Annotated in this window: 23 protein-coding genes and 1 pseudogene; 18 read left to right on the top strand and 6 right to left on the bottom strand. The window is 39.6% G+C overall.

Annotated features, from left to right (window positions below):
- Window positions 1-165 precede the first annotated feature (165 nt).
- The 3 genes from AC3ISB_RS22155 to AC3ISB_RS22145 all read left to right on the top strand — a co-directional run bounded on the left by AC3ISB_RS22155 (window position 166) and on the right by AC3ISB_RS22145 (window position 1250).
- Window positions 166-678: a DUF6773 family protein gene (locus tag AC3ISB_RS22155; RefSeq protein WP_489274332.1), complete on the top strand. Its 513-nt coding sequence runs from the start codon at window positions 166-168 to the stop codon at window positions 676-678.
- Window positions 679-688: 10 nt separating this feature from the next.
- The gene (locus tag AC3ISB_RS22150) at window positions 689-886 is read left to right on the top strand and encodes a helix-turn-helix transcriptional regulator (protein WP_063235187.1); all 198 of its coding nucleotides are present in this window, start codon (window positions 689-691) and stop codon (window positions 884-886) included.
- A 109-nt stretch (window positions 887-995) separates the two neighbouring features.
- On the top strand, window positions 996-1250 hold the full coding sequence (locus AC3ISB_RS22145; protein WP_101223217.1) for a sigma-G-dependent sporulation-specific acid-soluble spore protein CsgA: 255 nt from the start codon (window positions 996-998) through the stop codon (window positions 1248-1250).
- A 46-nt stretch (window positions 1251-1296) separates the two neighbouring features.
- On the opposite strand, the gene AC3ISB_RS22140 is transcribed toward AC3ISB_RS22145, so the two are convergent.
- Together AC3ISB_RS22140 and AC3ISB_RS22135 are read right to left on the bottom strand one after the other, a co-directional pair.
- Window positions 1297-1944: a hypothetical protein gene (locus tag AC3ISB_RS22140; protein ID WP_489274330.1), complete on the bottom strand. Its 648-nt coding sequence runs from the start codon at window positions 1942-1944 to the stop codon at window positions 1297-1299.
- A 217-nt stretch (window positions 1945-2161) separates the two neighbouring features.
- Window positions 2162-3025: a LysR family transcriptional regulator gene (locus AC3ISB_RS22135; RefSeq protein WP_489274328.1), complete on the bottom strand. Its 864-nt coding sequence runs from the start codon at window positions 3023-3025 to the stop codon at window positions 2162-2164.
- Window positions 3026-3146: 121 nt separating this feature from the next.
- On the opposite strand from AC3ISB_RS22135, the gene AC3ISB_RS22130 reads away from it, so the two are divergent.
- The 6 genes from AC3ISB_RS22130 to AC3ISB_RS22105 all read left to right on the top strand — a co-directional run bounded on the left by AC3ISB_RS22130 (window position 3147) and on the right by AC3ISB_RS22105 (window position 6342).
- Window positions 3147-3428, top strand: a complete 282-nt coding sequence (locus AC3ISB_RS22130; RefSeq protein ID WP_141993240.1) for a DUF2798 domain-containing protein — start codon at window positions 3147-3149, stop codon at window positions 3426-3428.
- A gap of 183 nt (window positions 3429-3611) precedes the next feature.
- Window positions 3612-3830: a DUF1659 domain-containing protein gene (locus AC3ISB_RS22125; protein ID WP_098372495.1), complete on the top strand. Its 219-nt coding sequence runs from the start codon at window positions 3612-3614 to the stop codon at window positions 3828-3830.
- 42 nt (window positions 3831-3872) lie between these two features.
- The gene (locus tag AC3ISB_RS22120; protein WP_141993242.1) at window positions 3873-4091 is read left to right on the top strand and encodes a DUF2922 domain-containing protein; all 219 of its coding nucleotides are present in this window, start codon (window positions 3873-3875) and stop codon (window positions 4089-4091) included.
- Window positions 4092-4141: 50 nt separating this feature from the next.
- Complete coding sequence (locus AC3ISB_RS22115) at window positions 4142-4297, top strand: YvrJ family protein (RefSeq protein WP_064465749.1); 156 nt, start codon at window positions 4142-4144, stop codon at window positions 4295-4297.
- 156 nt (window positions 4298-4453) lie between these two features.
- Window positions 4454-4840 (top strand): glucose starvation-inducible protein GsiB, encoded by a 387-nt coding sequence (gene gsiB, locus AC3ISB_RS22110; RefSeq protein WP_489274325.1) that lies wholly within the window; start codon window positions 4454-4456, stop codon window positions 4838-4840.
- A gap of 155 nt (window positions 4841-4995) precedes the next feature.
- Window positions 4996-6342, top strand: coding sequence for a DUF3238 domain-containing protein (locus AC3ISB_RS22105; RefSeq protein ID WP_489274323.1), 1347 nt, complete (start codon window positions 4996-4998; stop codon window positions 6340-6342).
- A 112-nt stretch (window positions 6343-6454) separates the two neighbouring features.
- Here the strand turns inward: AC3ISB_RS22105 and AC3ISB_RS22100 are convergent, their stop codons facing one another.
- Window positions 6455-6847 (bottom strand): thiol-disulfide oxidoreductase DCC family protein, encoded by a 393-nt coding sequence (locus AC3ISB_RS22100; RefSeq protein WP_137020835.1) that lies wholly within the window; start codon window positions 6845-6847, stop codon window positions 6455-6457.
- A 366-nt stretch (window positions 6848-7213) separates the two neighbouring features.
- Between AC3ISB_RS22100 and AC3ISB_RS22095 the strand changes: the two genes are divergently transcribed.
- The 3 genes from AC3ISB_RS22095 to AC3ISB_RS22085 all read left to right on the top strand — a co-directional run bounded on the left by AC3ISB_RS22095 (window position 7214) and on the right by AC3ISB_RS22085 (window position 10649).
- A complete protein-coding gene (locus tag AC3ISB_RS22095; RefSeq protein ID WP_489274320.1) occupies window positions 7214-8185 on the top strand; it encodes an acyltransferase family protein in 972 nt (323 codons plus the stop codon).
- A 594-nt stretch (window positions 8186-8779) separates the two neighbouring features.
- Window positions 8780-9955: a D-alanyl-D-alanine carboxypeptidase family protein gene (locus AC3ISB_RS22090; RefSeq protein ID WP_489274318.1), complete on the top strand. Its 1176-nt coding sequence runs from the start codon at window positions 8780-8782 to the stop codon at window positions 9953-9955.
- Window positions 9956-10136: 181 nt separating this feature from the next.
- Window positions 10137-10649, top strand: a complete 513-nt coding sequence (locus tag AC3ISB_RS22085) for a DUF3189 family protein (protein WP_480339694.1) — start codon at window positions 10137-10139, stop codon at window positions 10647-10649.
- Between the two features lie 236 nt (window positions 10650-10885).
- On the opposite strand, the gene AC3ISB_RS22080 is transcribed toward AC3ISB_RS22085, so the two are convergent.
- On the bottom strand, window positions 10886-11065 hold the full coding sequence (locus AC3ISB_RS22080) for a small acid-soluble spore protein H (RefSeq protein ID WP_489274317.1): 180 nt from the start codon (window positions 11063-11065) through the stop codon (window positions 10886-10888).
- A 253-nt stretch (window positions 11066-11318) separates the two neighbouring features.
- Here AC3ISB_RS22080 and AC3ISB_RS22075 point away from each other — a divergent pair, with 253 nt between their 5' ends.
- The 3 genes and pseudogenes from AC3ISB_RS22075 to AC3ISB_RS22065 all read left to right on the top strand — a co-directional run.
- Window positions 11319-11765: a GNAT family N-acetyltransferase gene (locus tag AC3ISB_RS22075; protein ID WP_141993247.1), complete on the top strand. Its 447-nt coding sequence runs from the start codon at window positions 11319-11321 to the stop codon at window positions 11763-11765.
- A gap of 118 nt (window positions 11766-11883) precedes the next feature.
- The gene (locus tag AC3ISB_RS22070; protein WP_489274315.1) at window positions 11884-12756 is read left to right on the top strand and encodes an AraC family transcriptional regulator; all 873 of its coding nucleotides are present in this window, start codon (window positions 11884-11886) and stop codon (window positions 12754-12756) included.
- Between the two features lie 1341 nt (window positions 12757-14097).
- Window positions 14098-14181 (top strand): annotated as a pseudogene (locus AC3ISB_RS22065) (YjcZ family sporulation protein); the annotation flags it as partial.
- Window positions 14182-14301: 120 nt separating this feature from the next.
- Here AC3ISB_RS22065 and mleCBF read toward each other — a convergent pair.
- Window positions 14302-15132, bottom strand: coding sequence for a CBF family alpha/beta fold macrolide esterase (gene mleCBF / locus AC3ISB_RS22060; protein WP_489274313.1), 831 nt, complete (start codon window positions 15130-15132; stop codon window positions 14302-14304).
- A 301-nt stretch (window positions 15133-15433) separates the two neighbouring features.
- Window positions 15434-16210: a 3-hydroxybutyrate dehydrogenase gene (locus AC3ISB_RS22055; RefSeq protein WP_061464627.1), complete on the bottom strand. Its 777-nt coding sequence runs from the start codon at window positions 16208-16210 to the stop codon at window positions 15434-15436.
- A gap of 257 nt (window positions 16211-16467) precedes the next feature.
- Here AC3ISB_RS22055 and AC3ISB_RS22050 point away from each other — a divergent pair, with 257 nt between their 5' ends.
- From AC3ISB_RS22050 to AC3ISB_RS22040, 3 genes are all read left to right on the top strand, one after another.
- Window positions 16468-17415: a 3-hydroxyacyl-CoA dehydrogenase family protein gene (locus tag AC3ISB_RS22050; protein ID WP_489274311.1), complete on the top strand. Its 948-nt coding sequence runs from the start codon at window positions 16468-16470 to the stop codon at window positions 17413-17415.
- On the top strand, window positions 17412-18587 hold the full coding sequence (locus AC3ISB_RS22045) for an acetyl-CoA C-acetyltransferase (RefSeq protein ID WP_489274309.1): 1176 nt from the start codon (window positions 17412-17414) through the stop codon (window positions 18585-18587). Before AC3ISB_RS22050 ends, AC3ISB_RS22045 begins: the two co-directional genes overlap by 4 nt.
- A gap of 64 nt (window positions 18588-18651) precedes the next feature.
- Complete coding sequence (locus AC3ISB_RS22040) at window positions 18652-20322, top strand: sigma-54 interaction domain-containing protein (RefSeq protein WP_480339696.1); 1671 nt, start codon at window positions 18652-18654, stop codon at window positions 20320-20322.
- The last annotated feature ends 381 nt before the right edge of the window (window positions 20323-20703 follow it).

Here is a 20703-nt window from a genome sequence, read left to right as displayed (position 1 = left end):
AAAACTTACTAGTAAAACCATAAAAAGGTATCCATACTTGATGTGTGGATACCTTTTTTTATGCATATTGCCATTTATAAATTATAAAATGTAATATATATGTTGCAAAAAGTAAAATAAATCATATAATAAGAGTAATCAATGGAATTAAATGGAGGTCGATCGATGATGGATTTATTTAAACGAAAGAAAAAGATCACGGATGAGCGGGTTGAGCATGTAAGAAATAAAATTTATAAAGAAATGTATCACGTCATCTTGGCCATTTGCCTGGTGAGTGTGCTTTTCAAACTATATAAATATGGTGCAGGCAGCGGGGAGCTATATCTGGAATTCGTGATCATTGTTGCAGGAGGGCTATATTACTTAGCTCGTTCCATTTTCTTAGGTGTACTCTGGGATGAAGTGGAAATGCATGACCGCACAAGCAAAACACCGATGAGCAGGAAGACGATTCTTGGTTCGGTTACTTTAGCACTCATCATCGCTATAATCATGGGGGTGAATAGTGCTGTATCCTATGCGGATGGCAGTTCCCAGGGCGTATGGTATTTTGTATTGGTATCGTTTGTATCCGTTATGATCTATTTGCCGATTTTACTTTTGTTTTTTGGTGGTATATACTTGCTGGCGAAGAAAATCGGAATGAAAAATAGCGAAGATAATAAGAAATTGTAGGTGGCTTCCCTTGAAAAATATAAAACTGAAGCTTGCGAGAGTAGAAAAGGACTTGTCACAAGATGAACTGGCCAAAATTGTAGGCGTTTCCAGGCAAACGATAGGATTGATTGAATCCGGAAAGTATAATCCCTCATTAAGTTTGTGTGTCGGTATTTGTAAAGCATTATCGCGAACATTGGATGATTTGTTTTGGGAAGAAGACTGATTAGGGTATCCATTGACTTGGATATCTTTTTTTTAGGAATTTATCATCAAAAAATGGGGGAAGGTATAGCATGTAAGCAAAAAATCTAACATTCGAGAGGGATGGTTTGATGGATCGTACGATTGGTTACTTACGTGAGATATTATCTAACTATACGGACCAATATCCTGAAGCACAGGAAATTTATAATAAAATCAAAAGCGGACATTTTCATTCTGAAGAAGAACTCGTCAATAAGCTATCCGGTAAAGAAGCCAGCCTCCTTAACCATATTCTTCCTCAGGAAATCAAGCATGCGAAGGAAGCTAGTGATACGGAACGGGTCACGCAATTATCAGAGGTATACGAACTGATTATTATTTGATAAAACCTTGTCCATGATGATCATGGACAAGGTTTTGTTGGTTTTTTTATTCCATTTCACTAAGTGAATCCATATGACTGGCGATCATGGCGATGATCGTGCTTGCTTCTTCCTTGCTGAAAATGAAATTCGTTTCATCCTTTATCAGGTCATTATCCGCTGTCCGAATCCGGTTGATCCGTTTCAGCACACCATCACCTGTTTCCTGAACGATACCGAATTGATAGGTGACCTCCACTTCATTATCCTGGATATAGGCGGTCACTTCAGGCGTTTCCCAATCTACATCGATTTCGTATATATCGGAATCTTCGCCGTCTGGATCATACAAATCATCATTTTCATCATCCATATCCATAGCATATTCGTAATCGGCATCATCCTCTTCCAAATGGTTATGGAAGCTCTCGTGGACAGCATCGACGATATCTTCAATGTCTGCAAGGATGACCTTGCTGACCTGCCCTAGGTCCGGATCGAACGATTCCATATAAAATTCTTCATTATACGGATCAAAAAACAGCGTGGAAAAATAATCCCTCTCATTGTCATCAAGCTCTGTATAAAACTCGATCCGTGGATGCTTCGACCCGCGCTCCACGATCATACTGCCATTACGGTCGTATTTCTCACAAATTGATTGAAGATGATCCTGCAATTCCCCGCTAACTCTGTCAAACCATTCTAATGACATCAACATCCACATCCTTTCGTGATTATTATTTCCCAGAAAAGGCGAACATGACGTGCCATTTAAAGCCAAATGCAATTTATCTTCCCATCAAAAATGTCAGTTATAAAAAAATAATTCAAAGGGAAAATAAGCTGAATGGCAAAAACGGTATTTGGATTTATTTTATGAAACAAGCAACGGGTCTCAAGAATTGCTGCAACAATGAATGGGTATTAATTTATGCTTCCCTATACCTTTCAATTATAAAGTCAATAAAATACCTGCTGGCTATTGGCAACACCCTTTTATCCTTATACGCCAAAGTAATTGTTCGAATAATAGAAGGAGAGATAGCTTTCGTAACAATATTATAGGGACATTTATTTAAGAGAAGTTTCGGTAAAATCGAAATGCCAAGCTCTTGTTCAATCATGGACATAATCGCATAGGGATCAAATACTCGGTATTGTGTATCAGGTTCAAAATTGTACTGTTTAAAACCTATTAATGGTTCATTTATAACACCCTCATCCAACAGAATATAATGATCTTTTAGCAACTGTTTCAATGATACTTTTGTGGATGATGCTAAAGGATGGTTTACTGGCATTACAGCCAGCATTTCATCTTCCTGCAAGGGTATCGTAGTTAGATCCGAAACATTTGAATTCACAAAGCCAAAGTCTACGCTTCCTTCTTTAATCCAATTTGAGATTTCCGTATAATTTCCTTGATGTAATTCGAAATGAACAGTTGGGTAAAGTTCCTTGAAATCTTTGATCAATCCCGGTATCCAATGACATGTAACACTGGAAAAGGTGCCAATTCGAATAAGGCCGCTTTGCAGTCCCTCCATCTCTTTATGCTTCTCAGTCAGTTCCCTATGTGAATTACAAACCTTCCTGATATATGGCAAAAATTCCTCGCCATCTGGTGTCAGTGTAACGCCCTTTCGGGAACGTAAAATAAGAGTGGTGGAGAGTTCTTCCTCTAATGAATGCACCATTTGGCTAATGGCGGACTGAGTATAGCCAAGTTCTTCAGCAGCTTTTGTGAAACTGCCTGTTTCTATGGTTTTGATAAAAGCATAATACTTATTCAACCCCGCTAACCCCTTTGCATTAGTAATTCTAATAGATCTATTATAAAAATTGGTTTTACTAATGTAAATGGAAGAAATAAAATATAGTTATTATTAGATCAGGAGTTGAAGTAGAAAAATAATGAGTATTAACGTTAAATACAGAAATATTATTTATGCATTTATTATGGCTTTTAGTATGTCCATTTTTATTTCATTTATATTAGTCTCAATAAATAGTGGTTATGATCATATATTCTTATCTACATGGTTAAAAACTTGGTCACAGGCTTTTATCTGTGCTTTCTTTGGAGCTTACTTTTTTCCGAGAGTAATACAACAAATAATGAGAAGAATTAATTTTGTAGAAAAACCGCCAATAATTGAGAAAGATTTTTTAGTGAGAGAAGAAGACAATAGATAATGGCCAGAAGGAATTAAAATTTCGGTAAGAATGTGGATATTGATTTAAAGGATTTCCTGAAAAATAGTTTATAGAGCTGCCCAAATGATGGGGAGCTTTTTATGCGTTTCCTTGAAAAATTTCAAGGCCATGCTACTTTAACCCTGAAAAAGTTTATATAGAGTGTGAAAGGGGGTGAGTGATATGGCAAGTCAGATTCCAGTATCAAGTACGTTGCGGATCGATTTTGAGACGGGGTTAAATGAAAAAGGGGCTCTCGTTTTTAAGCGGAGAGCATTTTCGAACATCAAGGTCGAGGCGACGGCGGATCAGTTGTTTTCGTCAGCTGTGGCAATCGCAAGTGTGCAGAATTATCCAATGGGTGAAGTGACCCGGGTGGATACGTATTCATTGATTGGCTAAACAGTTTTGGAGAGATGTCGTACGAGGGGGAGGTGATTTGAAATGGCTAAAGTACTGGAATTGATTTTCGTTACGGAGGAAGGAAAGTCAGCGACGGTTTCCGTTGATAATCCGAAGGAGCCGGTCGAGGTAAATACGGTTAAACTGGCAATGGAAAAAATCATTGCGGGGAACGTGTTCGTTACATCTTCCGGGGATTTCGTCGATTTGAAGGCGGCACGCCTTGTCGAGCGGAATGTCGAGGAAGTGGAACTTATCTGACGGACGGGAAGGTCATCTTGTTGGACACCCTGGAAGTGAGGTGAATAAAAGTGGATCAAATCCTGCCATTTGTCAGTGATATTGGGTTCCCGATCATTGTTACCCTTTATTTGCTTCATAGGATTGAAACGAAATTGGATACTTTGAATGAAACCCTTGTGGAGCTGCCAAATCGCCTGCGAGAAGGGATTCCCAAGTCAGGTTAAGGATAAGCGGGGAGCATCATGAGTGAAATCATTCATGATGCTTTTCCTTTTGAAATGGAAAAGTTTTAATAGATGCTAGTTTCATATCAAAACTATCGGGTATACATAAAACTGTAGCTAGTTCATCAAAAATCCAAACAATAAGGAGGAGTTTTAATGACTAACAACAATGATAAAATGAGTCGTGAAGAAGCAGGCCGTAAAGGTGGAGAAACAACAGCTAAAAATCATGATAAGGAATTCTATCAAGAGATTGGCCAAAAAGGCGGAGAAGCAACATCCGAAAATCATGATAAGGAATTCTATCAAGAGATTGGTCAAAAAGGCGGAGAGGCCACATCCGAAAATCATGATAAGGAATTCTATCAAGAGATTGGCCAAAAAGGCGGAGAGGCCACTTCCGAAAATCATGATAAGGAATTCTATCAGGAAATCGGCGAAAAAGGCGGAGAGGCACGGGCCAATCAACGAGATGGTTCCGATGATGGAAAAATGAGCCGTGAAGAAGCAGGACGCAAAGGCGGGGAAAAAAGCCGTCGTTAAAATATAATCCAGGAAACTCATAAATGACCGAGGGAAGTAAACATTCCCTCGGTTTTTTTATGCCATCCCAATGGAAATAACCTTCACAGCACATTACAAAGTGTGCTTGGAAATTAAAGTGGGTAAAGAAATAACACCTAGAAAAGAAAGAGGTGATGAAGAAGTTGATCGTCCATTATTCATTTCCCCGTTTAAAAGTAGGCGGAGTTACATTCACTGCACGGCATTCATTGCTTGCTCTTGGTCTTGCGGGCATCGCTTATCTCATTTCGAATAAGAGGAAGCATCAAGCGGTATTCAAAACGGCTTCAATGATGTGTAAGATCGAACGGAAAGAAGATTCCATTAAGCTTATTTGGCCTGATGAAGGTGGTTTCTATCGGGTATTTAGGGGGAAAGATCTGATTTACAGCGGCCCGGAGCCAAGGATGGCAGATCGGGGACTGACTCCAGGAACCATCTATACGTACTCCATAGATAGCTTGAATGAAAAGGAACAGTCAGTGAACAGGATGAAAATACAGACATCAACGACCGCCGAGAATAAAAAAGAGGATAATATCCTTTTGGATTTGGTATTCACCACGATTGTCGCAAAAGGCCAAGCCAGCCTGGAATGGGAGCCCATCAAGGGAATAAAAGAGTATTGGGTTTACCGAAACGGCGTGGATATTGGGAAAGTGGGTGGATGTTCCTTCAGTGATCGGAGTATTAGTGAGGATCAGGAATACACATATACCATTAAAGCAAAGCGGCCCCTTCCGCGTTCAGAGCAGGAGTCCTATGCCGTGAAATCCCTTGTAGCGAGTATTGTCGGAGCCGTAAAAAAAGGATCATCCCAAGCACAGGCAGCGATCGAGGAAATAACGAATACGAAAAAGATAGGACCTGTAAAACAGCTTTTGCAGTCAGTTGAAAACGATGTGGAAGGTAAAAAGAAAAGAAATTGGCAGCTGCGCTATTCCACCTTTCTACCGGAAGAGTGGCTGAAAAACCCCAATCTTGCCTCAAAGGTTCCCTATTTTAAAGGAGACAACCGCGGGTTTGATCCTGGATCACCCCGATACAGGACTAGGGTCGATGTGTACATTCACGAAAAGGAAAGTGAAGCCGAGATTGGATTTACCAAAGCAGTCGGGAAAAGCGAGGCCTACAATCATGATGGGGATTTCCTCGAAGCAGGAGTGGCCTCAGATGTAGACATTGTAGTGAAGCATGTATTATCAAATCATGAGAAAACAACGATTCAGCTGACACACTCTGTAGGCAACCCAATCATCATTTCTCCTGCCGTTGATTATAAAGTGATCGGGACCTTTTACCGAAATGGCGAAATCAATATAGCCGGGTATCATGATCAGGCACCGCATCACGAAGTCTACCTAAAGGAGGCAGATGAACAGAACTGGGAACCCTTGCACGTAGCGGAAAACAAAGGGCTCGAAATGATGGCGCATCCAACGGCCAACCATTTATGGAGATACTCCACATTTACACAATGAAAGGACGAAAAGCCAATATCGCTGATCGTCCTATTTTTGAACATTTCTAATACAACAAACAAAAAGGACCTCGAATACTTGAAGTCCTTTTTGCTTGTTGATGAGGTCTTTTTTATAAAAACCGCTTTCGAACACTTGGCGACGGCAGCATACAGCTTTCTTCTTTCTTTCCGAACCATTTGTAACGATTCCTGGCAATGAAATCATAAACGAAGTTCCGGATGAAGCTTGGAACGATGATGAAACCGTAAAGTAATTTCCAGGCCCCTTGTAAGCGGCGGCAAATCCTCAAGGCTGCAGACGATTTATAGTAGGCCTTATCCCTTTCGATCAGCACCATGCTATCTATATCTGCAGGAACATCATACTTCTTCAGCAACTCTTGTCCCGCCTCACTTTGAAGTGAAGCGTAATGAAAAAGCCCCTGCGGATCCCGCTTTATGATGAACTGGACACTCGAATCGCAAAAGTTGCATTCACCATCAAATAAAATGACCGGATTCATGAACATTCCTCCTATAGAGAGACGTTATCATACTCATGCTTCTATAATACACTACCCGTTTTGATAAGGCGAAAACGTATGGAACTGCTTGGATTTACTAAATTTTGGAGGTGATTATTACGGGTGCGTGTGCCATAAGAAGGCCGCGATTGGCGGTTGGACCCCTGGTTTAAGTCTCTGTTATCAAACTGTTATTTTCCATTAACTATACTGTAAAAAAGCTGTGATATGGTAGATACTCCAATGAATTTCCTTTAGTAAAAAAGCCGGCAATCCTTTTTTAGAGGAAAGCCGGTTTTTTCATTCAAAGCATAATTAAGGATTAGGAGATATAACGAGCAGTTTCTTTAGAGGAGGTAGGATTTAATGAAACGTGATCCTTATTTTGATAATGCGAAAGCTGTTTTAATCGTACTAGTGGTTTTGGGACACACATTAGCTCGAATGGTAGAAGAAAACGAATGGATTTTAACTATTTATTTGTTTGTTTTTTCATTCCATATGCCAGCTTTTATTTTAGTATCCGGCTATTTTTCAAGAAAGATAAAAAGTAAAAAGGACCTCTGGGTGCTAATAAAGAAAATATTAATTCCCTATGTACTATTCCAGGTGATTTATACCTTCTATTATCAGAAGTTATTTGATGAACCAATTGAATTCACCATTTTGACTCCGAGGTGGGCCTTATGGTTCTTAATAAGCTTATTCTGTTGGAATATATTATTGTTTATATTTTCCTCCAGGAAATATGGAATCGTTTTTTCAATAATTGTATCTCTAATAATTGGTTACATTGGTGAAGTAAATGAATGGTTAAGTTTGTCGAGAACGTTCTTTTTCTTTCCTTTCTTTTTAATTGGACATTTTTTAGAAAAAGATCATTTTGAATGGGTTAAAAAGAAAAGTAATGCCCTAATCGGCTGGGTTGTACTAGGGTTAATCTTTACCGGTATTTATTTCTATGGTGAAATGACTTGGAGGGAATGGTTTTATGGTCGTTTAAGTTATAAGGAATTAATGGAAGGTTCCATTGCCCTCGGTTTTATATATAAGTTGATCGTTTATTTAATCATGGGAGCAGCAACTTATTGCTTTTTTTGTATTGTTCCTAAAAAGCATACATTTTTTACTGAATTAGGATCCATTACATTAGTTATTTATCTTTTTCATATGTTTATTCTGGAATATGTTTATAACTCATTTATTTATGATTGGATCAAAGAAAGTGGCCAATATTATGTTTTATTAGTCATATCTGTAACTATTATATTTATATTATCAAGAAAGCCGATTGTAAAAGTGGAATGTATGTTATTAGGAATGAAAATGAAAACATAACAGAATTTTAACACCTATAAAGTAAATAACCCTCAGTTTGAAGGGTTGAGTTAGTAGACAAAAGGGGTTTTACCTAAAAATAAGACTAGATTATCCTTAATGTTTTTTTACTGTAATCCTTATTGGATTGAAGAAATTTGCGACACTCCTGCCGAATTACTGGCTAGCCGAGACACCGCAGCCGCTTGAGGCGAGGAGGCTTGGCAGACAGTCGGCGGAAAGGGAGCGGATTTCTGAAATCATCTGGAACGCTTTTTAATTAAAAAAACTGCAGTCAAACTCGTTTTGTTAGAGTTTGTCTAAAGTCTGAACCCTTCAGTTTGAAGGGTTTTTTTCATGAAAAGAAATTACCAAGATATTTGATGTTCTACAAAAAAATCTATTTAAAGGGGATTAAATGGAGGCTCCACTAAAAGGGTTACGACCCTTATAAAGTTATTTCAGGAAAGAAAATGAAGGCCATTAACCGAAATGTTTCCAAAATTATTAAAGGGGAATTACTTTTGTATTTCACTTTCAATAAAACATCTTTTAACTTTCAGATTTATTTTATTATGACTATATAGAATTTTACTATCATTAAAGGAGAGGCATATGAAAAAGTTTTTCTTCATCTTCATCTTGGCTTTAATCCCCTTCGCCTCTACGACTGTAAGTGCAGAATCTGACTTACCTCTCAATAGTGAGGCAGGGATCATTATTGATGCGAAAAGTGGGAATGTATTATACGAAAAAAATATGAATAAAAGTATGTATCCAGCCAGTCTAACGAAAGTTGCCACTGCTATATATGCTATAGAACACGGGGATCAGGACGAACTGGTGACGATAAGTAAAAAAGCGGCGGAGGCAGACGGTTCTTCGGTATTTATTGAACCTGGGGAGGAAATAGAGCTTTCCAAATTAATTGCAGGAATGCTAATCAACTCCGGAAATGATGCAGCCATCGCAATTGCCGAGCATATGTCTGGTAGTGAAAAACTATTCATGGAAGATTTGAATGAGTTTTTAAGAAAAGAAGTAAACGTCACCGATACTCATTTTACGAACCCCCATGGATTATTTGACAAAGACCATGTAACGACAGCCAGTGACCTTGCGAAAATTACCCAATATGCAATGAAAAATGAAACTTTCCGTGAGTATTTTGGAAAGAAGAAGTTACCATGGGAAGTGGAAACATGGGACACAACTCTAGTTACCCATCATAAAATGTTAAAAGGCGAACTCCCCTATAAGGGAATAACCGGCGGGAAAACCGGTTTCGTCAGTAAATCCGGTTACACCCTGATTTCTACTGCCACTAGGGGAGAACAGGACTTGATTGCCGTCACTCTGAAAGCTCCTTCAGACAAGGTTGCCTACTCTGATACTGAGCTTTTATTCAACTATGGCTTTGAAAACTTTAAATCAGCCAAAATTGATAAAAAAAGCAAACTTTATTCAGCGGACTACTCTAATTCCTACATGCTGAACGAAGACTTATACTATACTCATTTAATTAGTGATGAACCTAGTCTAAAAACGAGTAATGATGGAATTCTCTCAATCATGAACCAAGAAGGGGAAGCAATAGAATCCTTTGACCTTAAAACGGTCGCTGATGTCAGGAACACAGTATTGCCTGCCTCGATTAAAAAAGAAGCAATCGATGATGAGCTACTAAATTTTATGTCTCATCTCAAGGATAGAGAGGCTTCGTCATTTTTACTAAAAAAATCACCGCATGGAATCAGAGGCGTTGTTGCTTATACATACCCCGGAAACTAAAGGGGAGCTTATAAATAATTAAAACAATAATAGAGTGCACTTATCATTCATGACAAATAGGTGTACTCTTCTTTTTATGATGATCCCAGGACAGGAATATTCTTATAAAGATACCGCAACCGAATTGGAAATGGAGTATATGACCATAATAGTGTTAAATAAAACTATTAGGGATGATTTCATGATGTATATCTATAATGATTATGGGGGCACACATACCACATCTTTGGCTGCCGCATATCATTTAAAACAATTACCTCAATCGGAAAGAAAATTAACTTCGGAAGAAATATTAAATGTAAAATATTTTAATAAATTAACGAAAGAAGATGCTGGAAAACTAATTTTTCGCGGTACCGATGAAGAGGGCAACTCAGTTTATACAATTGGACATAAAAGAGACAAACTTGTGGTTCCAGCATTAAAAGAATTGACTTTACTACTAGAAGAAAAATTTCATTTTAACGAAAAAATAGTATTCTCCAATACATCCCCAACTGTACCTATTGCTATGTCTATAGGGGGATATTTATCAAGAGCATTAAAAATTGATTTTATAGGTGTACCATTATTGCTTATAGGTGCCAAACAATGCTGTGATAATATTTTTCGGCTGGTTGAAAATACGAAACAAATAGGGAAAGCAGCGAATGGGGAAAAAGTGATTATATTGGAAAATGAAATATATAAGTAATACTATTAAAAGTTTTATCTCTGTTAGTAAAAGATTGCTTTGCGATAGGAATTCGTTTTTTTTGAAATGGCAGGTTGTTAACTTAATTAGTAATTCAAGTCAACAATTGATGTTGGCTTTTTTTGTTACGCTTCTAGATGGATCTGTGCTATGGAAGAGGTGGTGCTTGTTCAATGAACTTAATCGAACAATAAACCACCACCCGAAAGTGGAGGTTTATTATTGAATCGAGGGAATTACTGTTCCTGTAAGCTGGTTACAGAAACGCTTTGTTTTCTATTTGGATCATCAAGGGGATGGATTGTAGCTATTCCATTTTGTTCATCCACATGCTCAATGTAGATACTTTCCTCATTATAGGTTACATTAACCATATTTGGTGAAGAAGCAATTTCTTCTGCTCGTTGTGCGTTCATTTTAGCCACCTCCTTTGAATTTGCAACATGTATAATATTTGTTCAGAATTACTTAGATATACTTGTTGTAATTAAAATTCTTCCAAGAATCCCTTACACACTTACTTAATTAACTGGGCGTCAGCTGAAGGTCAAGTTATATTTAAGACAGCTTATAATCATTTAGACTAACGTGGCAAGCTAGTTCAAAAGATTAAAATCAGTGGTTTGATATAATTACAGAAAATTAAAAAAGTTTTAGGGGGATGTAAAAATGAATATTAAAGGTTTTGCGATTTCTACTAATAAAAAGTATTTGGATGTAGATTTAATACATAATTTTTTGAATCAAGAAGCTTACTGGTCAAAGGGAATACCAAAGGAAACAGTAATAAAGTCAATTGAAAATACGACCTTATGTTTTGGGGTTTATAAAGGTGAATTAGGTAATGAAGGTAGTGAACAAGTTGGATTTGCAAGGGTAATAACAGATTTAGCAACACATGCATACCTTTGCGATGTGTTTATATTACCTGACTATCGTAAATTAGGATTATCAAAATGGTTAATGGATGTCATCACCAACCATTCTGAACTGGAAGGGGTTCGCAGGTTTATGCTAGCAACTAATGATGCACATTCATTATATAAAAAATTCGGTTTTAATCAGATCGATAATCCAGAGCTATTTATGCAAAAAGTCCGTAAATCTCCATTTTAACAATAAGCATATTTTCATTAACGGGTGCGAAAGGGATTAGACCCTGCATAATCGTGCACAGAATGTCGGATGATTCGTTTAAATTCCTGCTATTCTTTTGATATAAGGAGGTCATTGAATGGATTTGCTAAAAAATATGAATGGTGCCATTAAATTCATTGAAGAAAATCTTACGAACGAAATTGACTTTAAAGAAGTTGCAAGGCTAGCTTATTGCTCGGAATATCATTTTAAAAGGATGTTTTCCTTCCTTGCAGGTATTTCACTATCCGAGTATATCCGCCGAAGACGACTTACACTTGCAGCGTTTGAGCTAAAGGGTAACAACATAAAGGTCATTGATATAGCGATAAAGTACGGGTACAGCTCACCTGACTCTTTTGCAAGAGCGTTTCAACATTTGCATGGTATCACACCATCAGAAGCGAGAAGTAACGGCCATTCACTTAAAGCCTATCCACCGATGTCCTTCCAATTATCCATTAAAGGAGGCAGTGAAATGAACTATCGAATTGAAGAAAAAGAAGCATTTCACATTATTGGAATTAAAAAAAGAGTACCAATCATTTTTAACGGGGTTAATCCAGAGATTGCATCTATGTGGAAAAGTTTAGACGAGAAAACGATAAATGAACTTAAAAACCTATCGAATGTCGAGCCATTGGGGCTGCTTAGTGCATCTGCGAATTTTTCCGAAGGCCGGTTGGAGGAAAAAGGGGAGCTTGACCATTATATCGGCGCAGCGACAACGAGGGAATGTCCAGATAACTTAACACAGCTTGAAGTTGATGCATCTACATGGGCAGTATTCGAAGCGGTAGGTCCCTTTCCTGAAACACTGCAAAATGTATGGGGACGTATTTATTCCGAATGGTTTCCATCCTCTAACTATGAACAAAGGGAAGGACCGGAAATCCTTTGGAACGAAAATAAAGATATAACCTCACCAACATTTAGAAGTGAAATATGGATCCCCGTTTTGACAAAGTGAGGATGGACGAAAGATTTATTCGAAAAGCTGTCTTAAGGCAGCTTTTTCTTATGTAACAAACAGGGCAGGATAATGGAATAAGGGCTAGGTAATATTTTCTATAACGAGCTATATTGATGGTTAGAAAGTGCTTATATAAGGAGATTGGGAAATGCCTGTTATTGAGTATCAACAATTTATTAAAGCACCAGTTGACATATGTTTTGACATTAAGAGGAGCGTGGATATCCATACAAAAACTACTAAATGGACTAAGTAAACCTTATGGCGGGCAAACAGATGGATGGGGAGTAATGATTGATTAATAGCTGTAATTGTTATAAATTACCGGTTCTTAATGAACGAACGGGTGCTTTAGCTGAAGTTCGGAGCTGTCTTAATCACCGGCACCCTGAACGTTAGCAAATGGCTCGGCTCAGCGGTACAACCGTGTAAGGCCCGCGGATACAACCGACCTTTAATTATAATTACGGTCAAATCTTTTGCAGCGATTTGATTTTTTTATTTGTTTTTATAAGAATAACATAAACAGAACAGATGTTCCAGTATAAAAGTGTAAAATTATTACTTTTTATTAAAATCAATCTGGTAAAGGGTATTGTTGATTCTCTTGAAGACTAAAGGGGGAGGATAGTTGAAGAAGCACGTCGAGCCAATAAATCATATTTTCTTAAGATGTGCGGGAACAACTTCCTTGAGAAATTTAAAAGGTTATTTAAAAAATGTTGAGCAGAATCAGATTGACGATGGGTATGTATTTGTTTCAGAAAGGGTTAATAAGAAGAATAGTTGAATTAGAGAGGCTGGGAGAAGAATGGAGTATATTTCTTCAAAAAAAATGTTTAGTTGATCAAAAGGATTATTTAAAAATAAAGCAGTTGGCCATTGGTTTGTAAAAAAAAGGATAAAAAAGGTATTTATCTTGTTTGCAAAAATAACAACAACATTTATTGGCATTAACCTATTTTTTTTATTCCACTAACAGGTGCTTTACTTCAATAAGGCAAGTTTTGAGGCAGCCTTTTTTTATGTCACTAAAATACCAGGGGAGCAAGACAGCCGAAGTGTTTTCGAACTACGTAATATAGTAGCTAACCCTGTTCCTTCTTCAGCCGAAGCTGGGAACGTCAAGTTGGTTCATGGCTCGGCGATATTTTTGAACGAGATAATTGGATTCCCAAATGGTCTAGTGGGGTTGATAAAAAAATTCCGGTGATTTTTGTGTCATTATCCTAATTAGAACATAACATGAATTAACCCATTTAATTTTTTCCTCCTAAAACGAATAAGGAGATGTTTCTATTGTCAAGTTGTGGTCATGAATCAAGTTGTTGTAATGATATTGGTGGATTTGGTGGCGGCTTCGCTTTTATAGTCGTTTTGTTTATACTCTTAATCATCGTTGGAGCTTCTTGTTTCGGCGGAGGTTACGGCGGAGGTTACGGCGGCGGCCCCGTACAAGGATATGGCGGTTACTGCTAAATAGTATATAAAAAAAGCCGACCTTTATTGGTCGGCTTCTTTTATGACTAATTTATCGCGAAGTTACCTTATGATTGAATCGATAATTTCATCCCAATCTTCACTATGAATCTCATGTCCCGATCCATCAAGAGTCACTAATTCTGCATGAGGGATGGCTTTTGCAAGGGCAAGTCCGTGCTCATATGGCAAGGCTGGATCTTCTGTGCCATGAATAATGAGGACAGGTACGGATATCTCACCCATTCTATCAAAATATTCGTCTCCGCCAGCAAGCAAAGCATGATTAAATCTGCTCGGTAGTTGTTTGGCGCGGTCCGCCTCTCTTTTTGCCAGTTTATACATTCTTTCCTGCTCATAAGGTTTGGAACCGGCTAAAGTTTTCCATCCATCCGCAAGAAAAGCGATGACCGCCTCCCGATTTGACCAATCCATGGAAGCACTCTTCGCATGATGATCCAATATGCTTTGGTCCATTGGCGGCAGTTTTTCCATTACAGTCCCGAACACACTTGATGCAATTAGCGTAAGCGTAGTTACGCGTTCCGGATATCTTAATGCAAGAATCTGGCCGATCATACCGCCTAGGGACATCCCGACGATAGACGCCCGCTCTATGGAATAAGCGTCCAGGACACCCGCGGCATCGTCAGCCATGTCCGTTATTGTATAGTTGGAGGTACCGGGTTCATAACTGACCGATCGTCCGAGATCCCGATGATCGTACCGAATGACAAACCTCCCCGAATCAGCGAGGCGAAGACAGAAGTCATCATCCCACCAGTCTAATGAAGACATCGCTCCCATGATCAAAAGCACAGCAGGGTCCTTATGGTTTCCAAAACTTTCTGTACATATATCCACTTTATTTATTTTCAGTATCTGTTCACTCATGTTTTTTACCTCCGTATTAAATATTATCTTATAGCCGTTATCATGGCGCAGATCAATAAATTCTTTCCGGAGCATGATGATTGGCCTGCGCTTTTAATTATCGCAGTCTAACCCACTTAATAATCATGACGAGGCCTCCTTTTATATTTGTGAAATGGGAATTATCCCTATATTACTGTAACATGTGCGAAATCTTTGCACCACCAAATTTTTCCACAATTCCAAGAAGACAGAAAACCCCGAATACAGAGCACCTTTTTGGTGTCATTTATTCGGGGTTTATTGCAGATGCATTTTCCACTTATTGAGCTGTATATCCGCCATCTAACACGACTGCCTGGCCTGTGATGCCCCGTGCTTTGTCGCTTGCGAGGAAAATGGCGTAGTCGGCAATTTCACTTACATCGAGTAAGCGGTTTTGTGGGACAAGTGGATAGATGACCTCTTCCAAAACGCTTTCTAGCGGGACTTGTCTTGTTTTCGCCAGATCCTCCAATTGACCGCGGACGAGAGGTGTGTCTACGTATCCTGGGCAAAGGGCATTGACGGTAATGCCAAAAGAGGCGCTTTCCAAGGCGGCGACTTTCGTTAATCCGATTACACCGTGTTTGGCACTATTGTACGCTGCTTTGTTGGCAAATCCAATCAGGCCGTTAATGGAAGAGATGTTGATGATTCTGCCGAAGCCTTGTTCTTTCATGATCGGCAAAACGTTCTTAATTGAAATGAATGGCGCGGTCAGCATGATTTTGATCATCAGTTCGAATTTTTCAGTTGGAAACTCCTCGATTGGAGCAACATGCTGAAGGCCGGCGTTATTGATGAAAATATCTATTCGTCCGTATTTGTCTTTAGCTTGTTTGATTAGTTGGATAATATCCTCTTCACTTGTTACGTCTGCTTTTAAGCCGATAACTTCCAAGCCTTTGTTCCTTAGGTCTAAAGCAGCTTTTTCAACTGTGTTTTGGTCAAGGTCGGACAAAACGACCTTTGCGCCATTTTCAGCGAATATCTTTCCAATCTCAAAACCGATTCCTCTAGCAGATCCGGTAATTATCGCCACTTTATCTTTAACCATATTACATTCCTCCAATAAAAAATGTAATGGTCCAGGTCTGTCATTTTATGTCGTAAATAGGGAATATTTCACAAGGTAAACTCCGTTGGAAATATAAAGGGAAGGTTATAAAAAATATGGTTTAGGTTAATGAGTAAGAGTCTATCATGATTTTCAAGATAAAAAAAGAATTTTATTTCCCCCTATCGTTGGCATAAATATTGCATAGATAAAAAGGTGAGTAAATATAGGTAATTGAAACGGAAAGGGGAAGCTGGATGATTAAAAAAATAGCCATTATCGGTTCAGGTGTAATGGGGAGCGGGATCGCTCAGTCTTTTGCAGTTAGCGGATATTTCGTCACCATTAACGATATAAAGGAAGAGTTGCTTTACCATGCCCAAAATCGAATTTCTGAGAATCTATCACTGCTCATTGAGGAAGGGACCTTGACTGATCAGGAAAAGCAAGGTGCTTTAGCGAATATTACGTATAGCGTAGATTTGGAAGGGGCTGTAAGGGATGCTGACTTTATCATTGAGGCGATTCCGGAAGTCCTCGAGCTGAAGTTAAATCTATATCAGCAAATGGAGGAAATAATAAAACCGGATGCCATTGTTGCTTCAAATACATCGACCTTTCCGATTTCTCAATTGATGGAGAAGGCCTTGTTTGCGGACAGAATGGTAATCACGCATTTCTTTAATCCTGGCCATTTGGTTCCGTTGGTTGAAATTGTTAAGCATGACGAAACAAAGCCCGAAATCGTCAAGACAACAATGGATTTAATGCGTAAAATCGGCAAGTCTCCGATTCTCTTGAAAAAAGAAATAGCAGGATTCATCGCCAATCGTCTTCAGACTGCCTTGATGCGCGAAGCCTTTTATCTATTGAAAGAGGGCGTTGCCGATGCTGAGGATATCGATACGGCGATAACGGCTGGACCAGGTTTTCGATGGGCATTTACTGGGCCGATCGAGATTGCTGATTTTGGCGGACTGGATACATGGCAGCGCGTTTTTGATAATGTTTCACCGGTATTGGATCAAAGTAAGGAAGCCCCTGATTTGATTCGTGATTTGGTGGCTAAGGGAAAGCTTGGGACGAAGTCGGGAGAAGGGATTTTTACGTATGAAGGATCTGCCGTTTCCCAGAAAATCAATGAGAGGGACCGTAATTTTATTAAACTGGGAAAATTAAAAATGGAGAAGGAGGAAGTATTATGAGAGAAGTAGTGATTGTAGGGGCAGCAAGAACACCAGTTGGTGCGTTTGGAGGCAGTCTTGCCAATGTGTCTGCGGTTGAATTGGGAGTTGTGGCCGCCAAGGAAGCGATTAAGCGGGCAAATATCTCGGCTGACATGATCGATGAGGTATTGGTAGGGAATATTCTATCTGCTGGATTAGGGCAAAATGTGGCACGTCAGGTTGCGATTCATGCAGGGATTCCGGAAACAACGCCGGCCATGGCCATTAATAAACTTTGCGGATCTGGCCTCCGTACGGTAATAATGGGAGCGCAATTCATTGCCCTTGGTGATGCTGATGTGATTCTTGCCGGGGGGATTGAAAGCATGAGCAATGCTCCATATTTACTTCCAAATTATCGTTTTGGACAGAAAATGGGTAATGCCGAAGCAGTCGATTCCATGACATATGACGCCTTAACGGATGTTTTTAATCAATATCATATGGGCGTGACTGCGGAGAATATCGCCGAGCAGTGGGAAATCAGCCGTGAAAAGCAGGATGAATTTGCTTTAGATAGCCAACTGAAGGCTGAAAAGGCACAGCTTGAAGGAAGATTTGCAGATGAAATCGTACCTGTTGAATATAAACGCAGAGGAAAGACGGTCTTGGTGGACCAAGATGAACACCCGCGTCATGGGCTGACGATCGACCAGCTAGCGAAGCTGCGTCCTGCTTTTAAGGAAAATGGAACGGTTACGGCAGGAAATGCATCCGGAATCAATGATGGGGGTGCGATGTTAGTCCTGATGTCTAAAGAGAAAGCGGACGAGCTGGGACTGGAAGCATTAGCAACCATTAAGTCATATGCAAATGCCGCGCTTGATCCGAAAATCATGGGATACGGTCCAGTGCCTGCGACAAGAAAAGCTTTGGCAAAAGCGGGATTGACAATAGATGATCTTGATTTGATGGAAGTGAATGAAGCCTTTGCGGCCCAATCACTAGCCGTGCTTAAAGACCTTGAACTGAAGCCGGAGAAAGTGAATGTAAATGGCGGTGCGATTGCCCTGGGTCATCCGGTAGGTGCTTCCGGTGCCCGCATCTTAGTGACTTTATTGTATGAAATGAAGCGCAGGGATGCAAAAACCGGACTTGCCACATTATGTATCGGTGGCGGACAGGGAACTGCGCTGATTGTGGAACGGTAATGACTTGGCCTCATTTTCCTATGATATAATGGAGGAAACTTCAGACGGGTTAAGGAGAATAGGAATGGCCAGCGATAATAAAACTATTCAATTGGAATTAGTGAAAGCGATATTGGAAGAATTGCCTTTCGGTGTTTTGGTATCGAAAAACGAAACAGAAATCGTTCTCTGCAATCGCGTATTATCCGAGGCTTTTGCTGAGAATGAATTTGATCTGCAAATAAATTTGATTATTGAAAAAAATCTTGTGCCAGCTGTAAATACTCCGATCCGTTTGAATGATAATAATGGAATTGTCAGAAAAGCCATCATTCAAATGGGTGATGAGGAGTATCAGATTTATCTCCTGTTATTTACAAATAATAAAAGTGATTTTCTTAATATCGATAATCATGAAGAACTTCTGTTTAAGGATATTATCGAATTTGCCTATGACGGCTTGGTGATGGTCGATACGGAAGGGTATGTCCAAATGCTGAGCCACGCTTATGCGGATTTTCTTGGCGTCGATCAGGAAAGCTCCATAGGGAAACATGTAACGGAGGTCATTGAAAACACCCGTATGCACGTGGTCGCCAAAACTGGCAAGCAAGAGGTCGCTGAATTACAAAAAATTAAAGATAATTATATAATTGCGACCCGCTCCCCGATAAGGAAACAAGGTAAATTAATAGGGGCGGTCGGAAAGATTCTTTTTAAGAATGTCGGGCAATTTACCGCTCTTTCCAAACGGATAAATTCACTTGAAGTAGAGCTGAAAAAGTACAAAGGTGATTTTCGCGAGAGAAATAAGGCCTCATATACGTTTGATCATTTGATGGGGAGAAGCACTGCTTTCATGGAAGTAAAAGGTCAAGCCAAAATTGCCGCTAAAAGCGACTCGAATGTGTTGATTTTGGGCGAAAGCGGAACAGGTAAGGAGCTGTTTGCCCATTCCATTCATAATGACAGCAGAAGGGCCATGGGTGTGTTTGTCAAAGTGAACTGTGCCGCCATCCCGGCAGAGCTGCTGGAGTCAGAGCTATTTGGCTATGAAGAGGGTTCTTTCACTGGTGCAAAAAAAGGCGGAAAAGCAGGTAAGTTCGAAGCGGCTGAAGGCGGAACGATTTTTCTCGATGAAATCGGTGAGCTGCCACTGCATATGCAGGTGAAGCTGCTCCGTGTTTTACAAGAAAAAGAGATCGAGAGGGTCGGTTCGACGGGAAGCATTCCGATTGATGTACGGGTAATCGCTGCAACGAACCGTAATCTGGAGGAAATGGTCTCGAAAGGGGAATTCCGACTTGATATGTATTACCGGTTGAAGGTCTTGCAAATCCAGGTTCCTTCCTTGAGGGAGCGACCGGAGGACATTGAAATACTGGTAAATCATTTTGTTGAAAAGTACCAGAACCTCATGAAAAAACGCGTAACGGGTATGAGTGAACAAGCTTTACGGCTGTTGCGTCTTTATAAATGGCCGGGTAATATCCGTGAGTTGGAGAATATCATTGAACGTGCAATGAATATTGTTGAAGAAGGGGAAATGATACGTTCCAAGCATCTCCCTAAAGAAATAACGGGTCATAAAGAATCAGTATCGATCCGCACTTTAGCTGAAGTAATGGATGAGACCGAACGGGCTGCAATAGTTTCATGTTTGGAAATGACTTCTGGTAATAAATCGGAAACGGCAAAGAGACTCGGAGTGAGTCGAACAACGCTGTATGAAAAAATGAATAAATATGGTTTATGAATATAGAAAGTACCCTTTTGCCAAAGGGTTCAGACTGTAGACAAATTCGAAGAATATCGAGTTTGCCTGCAGTTTTTTTATTTTAAAAACGTTTCAGGTGTTTTCAGAAATCCGCTCCCTTTCCGCCAACTGTCTGCCAAGCCTCATCAAAGCAAGCGCCTCCGGGTCCCGGCAAGCCAGTTTTTCGGAAGGAGTGTCGCAAATTTCTTCAATCCAATGAGGGGTTTATAAAAAAACAATGAAGTAAACCTAGTCTTAATCATGGTTCAGGATGAGACCAGCCTACAGTTTTTTCTATAAAAAACAGTTCAGTAGATTGGAGCGGGTGTTCGAGACTCCTGCGGGAAATGCGCGTCGAGGGAGACCCCGCAGGCGCAAGCC

The sequence above is a fragment of the Peribacillus sp. GL_122 genome (assembly GCF_057835005.1).
Note: the sequence above shows the minus strand (reverse complement) of the source record. Positions and strands in the feature narration are given on the sequence as shown.

Coding starts and splice junctions, on each gene's coding strand:
- mleCBF (WP_489274313.1), bottom strand. CDS start 15,132: ATGAGTGAACAGATACTGAAAATAAATAAAGTGGATATATGTACAGAA.
- AC3ISB_RS22050 (WP_489274311.1), top strand. CDS start 16,468: ATGATTAAAAAAATAGCCATTATCGGTTCAGGTGTAATGGGGAGCGGG.
- AC3ISB_RS22100 (WP_137020835.1), bottom strand. CDS start 6,847: ATGAATCCGGTCATTTTATTTGATGGTGAATGCAACTTTTGCGATTCG.
- AC3ISB_RS22130 (WP_141993240.1), top strand. CDS start 3,147: ATGAGTATTAACGTTAAATACAGAAATATTATTTATGCATTTATTATG.
- AC3ISB_RS22095 (WP_489274320.1), top strand. CDS start 7,214: ATGAAACGTGATCCTTATTTTGATAATGCGAAAGCTGTTTTAATCGTA.
- AC3ISB_RS22040 (WP_480339696.1), top strand. CDS start 18,652: ATGGCCAGCGATAATAAAACTATTCAATTGGAATTAGTGAAAGCGATA.
- gsiB (WP_489274325.1), top strand. CDS start 4,454: ATGACTAACAACAATGATAAAATGAGTCGTGAAGAAGCAGGCCGTAAA.
- AC3ISB_RS22080 (WP_489274317.1), bottom strand. CDS start 11,065: ATGAACGCACAACGAGCAGAAGAAATTGCTTCTTCACCAAATATGGTT.
- AC3ISB_RS22155 (WP_489274332.1), top strand. CDS start 166: ATGATGGATTTATTTAAACGAAAGAAAAAGATCACGGATGAGCGGGTT.
- AC3ISB_RS22055 (WP_061464627.1), bottom strand. CDS start 16,210: ATGGTTAAAGATAAAGTGGCGATAATTACCGGATCTGCTAGAGGAATC.
- AC3ISB_RS22120 (WP_141993242.1), top strand. CDS start 3,873: ATGGCTAAAGTACTGGAATTGATTTTCGTTACGGAGGAAGGAAAGTCA.
- AC3ISB_RS22105 (WP_489274323.1), top strand. CDS start 4,996: ATGAAGAAGTTGATCGTCCATTATTCATTTCCCCGTTTAAAAGTAGGC.
- AC3ISB_RS22145 (WP_101223217.1), top strand. CDS start 996: ATGGATCGTACGATTGGTTACTTACGTGAGATATTATCTAACTATACG.
- AC3ISB_RS22075 (WP_141993247.1), top strand. CDS start 11,319: ATGAATATTAAAGGTTTTGCGATTTCTACTAATAAAAAGTATTTGGAT.
- AC3ISB_RS22090 (WP_489274318.1), top strand. CDS start 8,780: ATGAAAAAGTTTTTCTTCATCTTCATCTTGGCTTTAATCCCCTTCGCC.
- AC3ISB_RS22085 (WP_480339694.1), top strand. CDS start 10,137: ATGATGTATATCTATAATGATTATGGGGGCACACATACCACATCTTTG.
- AC3ISB_RS22125 (WP_098372495.1), top strand. CDS start 3,612: ATGGCAAGTCAGATTCCAGTATCAAGTACGTTGCGGATCGATTTTGAG.
- AC3ISB_RS22045 (WP_489274309.1), top strand. CDS start 17,412: ATGAGAGAAGTAGTGATTGTAGGGGCAGCAAGAACACCAGTTGGTGCG.
- AC3ISB_RS22140 (WP_489274330.1), bottom strand. CDS start 1,944: ATGTCATTAGAATGGTTTGACAGAGTTAGCGGGGAATTGCAGGATCAT.
- AC3ISB_RS22070 (WP_489274315.1), top strand. CDS start 11,884: ATGGATTTGCTAAAAAATATGAATGGTGCCATTAAATTCATTGAAGAA.